The following is a 4,264-nucleotide window of genomic DNA, read 5'->3' as shown; positions in this document are numbered from 1 at the left end:
AAAGCCAAAACTCTTGAAATATTTCGCCTTGCTCCTCGCAATGGGCACGCTTGCTGCGTGTGATCGCAATGACAGCTCCAACGATAAAGAACAGCGGACAGCATCGGAAGAGGGAAGTGAGGTCTCTGACCCGCGTGACCTTCTGAAATTCACTGAAGTGCAGGGTAGCGTGCCATCACTGCCAAAGTCTCTGGAAATGTTGTCCGTTCAATTGGCCCTCGACCGGCTTGGCTTTTCGCCCGGAGTGCTGGACGGCAAAAACGGCGAGTCCTTGAAACTCGCGCTAAAAGGTTTTCAGAAGGCGAACGGCCTTGGAGAAACAGGTGCCCTGGACGAAGCCACGATGGCCGCACTGGCCAAAGCGAATGTCACCGCGCCGACTCGACTGGTCCGCATTCCTGCGATGTTCGCTAACCAGACATTTTACCCCAATTTTCCAGCCGATGCCGCCGATCAGGCAAATCTGCCCGCGCTTGGCTATCGATCATTGATGGAAGCGCTTGCCGAACGATTTCACACGACACCTGAAACATTGTTGGCGCTGAATTCGCGGGAGACGCAAATCGGCGCTGGCAAGATCATCGTCGTACCCAACCTTTCAGATGCTTCGCCGCCGAGCGCCGAACTGTCAGCCCGTGGTTGGGACATGACGTTGCTGTCGCTTGGCGTTTCCGGTGAGCAACCGGAGATAGAGAGCATCATTGTCGATAAATCCGAAGGCTGGTTGCGGACCGTTGATGGTGAAGGCAAAACCATTGGCCAGTTTCCCGTGACCACCGGCAGTTCGCATGATCCGCTGCCCATCGGCAACTGGACCGTGAAGGGTGTCGCAAGAAACCCGGAATTTCACTACAACCCGAAACTGTTTTGGGACGTCAGCGACAGTAAGGAAAAGCAATTGCTCAAGCCGGGACCTAATGGCCCGGTCGGTGTTGTATGGATTGACCTTTCAAAGCCGCATTATGGCATTCATGGCACCGGAGAGCCCACCTCGATCGGTCGTGCAGAAAGCCATGGATGCGTCCGCCTCACAAACTGGGACGCGGCACGTGTGGCTGGAATGGTTAAACCCGGCACCAAGGTGGTTTTCCAGAAATAACCGAGATTAAAGGACCGAGCGATCTGCCCAATGCGCATGCGTCCCGCTGCTGATTTTATGCGGCAGCGCAATCCGGCATATTGGTCCGTCGGCAAAGCGCTTACAATCAATCAGGATGCATTCGGACGTCCCGCTGTTTTCATCGGTCAGAAAACTGACGAGGTAGCCATCATCCTCATCGACTGCGCCCACGCGCGGGGCAAAGGGTGCCTCACTACCATAGCGCCCCTCAGGAAGCTGTAGTTGCCATGACTCGCCCGTCAGCAAGTCATGCTTCACAAACCCGTCAAACAAGAACCAGCCGGGCTTTGAGGTGGTGCTATAGGCATAACGATAAGGCTGCCCTAAATATCGCTGGTTCATCATCCCGAATTCCAGAATGCGGTCGTCCAACCGCTCTTCGCGTGTCGTGCCGTCCGCGAGATTAAACCGCCAGCGGTGAAGCTTAGGCTTGAAACTATGTTCGTCGACATACGCCATCATATGGCCATAACCGTCGGCATTCTCGATTGGTGGCGGATAGGGGTCTTCTTCGAAATAGCCATCAAGTACGACCTCGTCGCCTTCTTCATAGGCATTGATAAAGTGCAGAACAAAGGTCGGGTCAGCTTCGAACCAGCGAATGTCTTCGGGCTGCCCAAATCGTGGAATAAGCGCGAACCGCGACGGCAGCCCTTCGTGCAGCCGCGTCACGTGGACGTTTCGCTTCAGCAGCTCCTCATCCCAGAATAAGGGAAAATCGCATAATATCGACCAATTCTGCGTGAACATCATATCGTGCGGCAAGCGTGGGCCGGGAAGTGGGATGGGCACATAATGCACAAGCTTTCCGCTACGGTCGACGACACCATAATGCATGTAAGGTGCGTGCTTGGAATAGTTGAAAAAAAGCAGCTCGCCGGTTCGTTCATCTACTTTGGGGTGCGCCGAAATACCGTCGAGAGGTACCCAAGAAGCAACGCCTTCTTGCTCAAGCGTTACGGGATCAAGCACATATCCTTCGCCGCATTGATAGAATGTGGACACTGCCTTACCGGCGTGAACAATGACGTCTGTGCTTGATGAATCCTTGAGGCTGCCATGCGCGCCAAAGCCGGGGCGCTTGGATACATCTGACCGATCCATCAGCCCGCCCCACAAGGAGCCACCCGCATCCTGCTCGGCCTGAAAGCAGCGGGTGCGGACGAAGCGGTTCAGGTAGCTGGCCTTGCCGCCTGAAAAATCAATCTGGTGGATCATGCCATCCCCATCAAAGGGATGATAGCGGCCAAGTGGCTGATGCAACTGGTTTTCGGTATTGCGCAAATAGATGCCGTCAATGTCGTCGGGAATCTGCCCCTCAATTACCTCAAGATCAGTTGCCGTCACCTCTTCATGCTGCGGCGTCCAGGCTCCATTGAGATAAGGATGGTTGCTTGGTTGCAGCGTAGCTTTCACTGGCGGCAATTTTTCAACCTTCATGCTGCTCTCCTATCCCGTCCCTCGTCATCCTGAACTTGTATCAGGATGATGGCATGGTTACGAAGGTAGGTCGAAAGTCACCCCTTGCGCAAGTGGGAGATCATTGGAGTAATTTATCGTGTTGGTCGCCCGCCGCATATAAGCCTTCCAGGCGTCAGAACCCGACTCGCGGCCGCCGCCGGTTTCTTTTTCACCACCGAAGGCACCGCCAATTTCCGCGCCGGACGTTCCGATATTGACATTAGCGATGCCGCAATCACTTCCTTCTGCGGACAGGAAAAGCTCGCATTCGCGGATGTCCGTGGAGAAAATCGATGAAGACAGCCCTGCCCCAACGCTGTTCTGAAGGGCAATCGCCTCGCCTAGCTCTTGGTAACGGAAGATGTACAGAATCGGGGCAAATGTCTCCCTTAGCGCAGGCCCAGCATGGGCGGCCATCTCAACAAGCGCTGGGCGAACATAAGCCCCGTTCATCGCCAAGCGGTCGCCGCCCGCGATATGCGCGCCCAACGCCCTTGCCTCATCGAGCGCAGCTTGCATCGATGCAAAAGCCTGCTCGTCAATCAACGGCCCTGCAAGATTGTTGCTGTCGAGCGGATCACCCACTGCCATCGTCGCGGTGGCGGTCCTGAGCGCTGCGACAAAGTCGTCATAGACTGATTCATGCACGAACATGCGCCGTAGGCTCGTGCATCGCTGGCCGCTTGTACCAAATGCCGAGAACAAAACGCCGCGCAGCGCTAAAGCCTGATCGGCCTTGTCGCTTATGATTACCGCGTTGTTGCCGCCAAGCTCGAGAATGGTTTTGGCAAAGCGCGCTGCGGCAACCTGCCCGACTTTTCGCCCCATTTCGGTGCTTCCTGTTGCAGAAATCAAGGCAATAAGCGGGTCAGCAACCAACGCTGCCCCGACCTCGCGTCCCCCCTGCACGACTTGCGACAGGTTCGATGGCGCATCGCCGAAAGCGCTGACGGCCTGTTCAAAAATGGCCTGAACCGCAACAGCCGTCAGCGGCGTTTTTTCTGAAGGCTTCCAAATGACGCTGTTGCCGCAAACGAGTGCGAGCGCCGCGTTCCATGCCCAGACGGCCACGGGAAAATTGAATGCGGAAATGACAAGGACCGGACCTGATGGATGCCATTGTTCCATCATCCGGTGACCGGGACGTTCGCTGGCGATCGTCAGACCATGCAACTGGCGCGACAGGCCAACGGCGAAGTCGCAAATGTCGATCATTTCCTGAACTTCGCCAAGGCCTTCCGAAATGGGCTTCCCACATTCAAGGGTCACGAGACGTCCGAGATCATCCTTATGTTCCCGCAGCGCATTTCCGAACAAGCGGACAAGTTCGCCGCGACGCGGGGCCGGAACCTTGCGCCAGACATGAAATGCCTCATTTGCATCTACGCAGGCTTGATCCACGTCCCGCAGGGAAGCGGTCTGGACCGAACCAATCTCGCTACCGTCAATTGGCGAGGACGAAGCCATTTCGCCTGTGACACGCGTGCCGAGTTTTTCCAGAATACTGTCTACATCTGTCCGCAACGTCACCTAAGCTCTCCTGTTTGATTGCTTGCCGGATAGACGGGTTACAGACGTTTTGCCAGCTTGCCCGCAAAGAACAAAAAGGTTAGCGACCGCGCAACAATGGAGATAATATATGGCCGAACTGGCAGCATTTGATTGGTCCGATCCTTTTCGTCT

General features: G+C 55.6%; 3 protein-coding genes. 1 reads left to right on the top strand and 2 read right to left on the bottom strand.

Features of this window, described 5'->3' with window-relative positions; all coding sequences use genetic code 11:
* Positions 1-13: 13 nt before the first annotated feature.
* Entirely contained in the window at positions 14-1,099 is a 1,086-nt protein-coding gene (locus ACLL9E_RS07415) for a L,D-transpeptidase family protein (RefSeq protein WP_411291103.1), read from the top strand.
* A gap of 6 nt (positions 1,100-1,105) precedes the next feature.
* Here the strand turns inward: ACLL9E_RS07415 and ACLL9E_RS07410 are convergent, their stop codons facing one another.
* Both ACLL9E_RS07410 and ACLL9E_RS07405 read right to left on the bottom strand, forming a co-directional pair.
* On the bottom strand, positions 1,106-2,560 hold the full coding sequence (locus ACLL9E_RS07410) for a carotenoid oxygenase family protein (protein ID WP_411291102.1): 1,455 nt from the start codon (positions 2,558-2,560) through the stop codon (positions 1,106-1,108).
* 57 nt (positions 2,561-2,617) lie between these two features.
* On the bottom strand, positions 2,618-4,111 hold the full coding sequence (locus ACLL9E_RS07405; RefSeq protein WP_411291101.1) for an aldehyde dehydrogenase family protein: 1,494 nt from the start codon (positions 4,109-4,111) through the stop codon (positions 2,618-2,620).
* Positions 4,112-4,264: the final 153 nt, after the last annotated feature.

It is taken from the genome of Sphingorhabdus sp. (assembly GCF_046596595.1).
Taxonomy (GTDB): domain Bacteria; phylum Pseudomonadota; class Alphaproteobacteria; order Sphingomonadales; family Sphingomonadaceae; genus Sphingorhabdus_B.
Note: the sequence above shows the minus strand (reverse complement) of the source record. Positions and strands in the feature narration are given on the sequence as shown.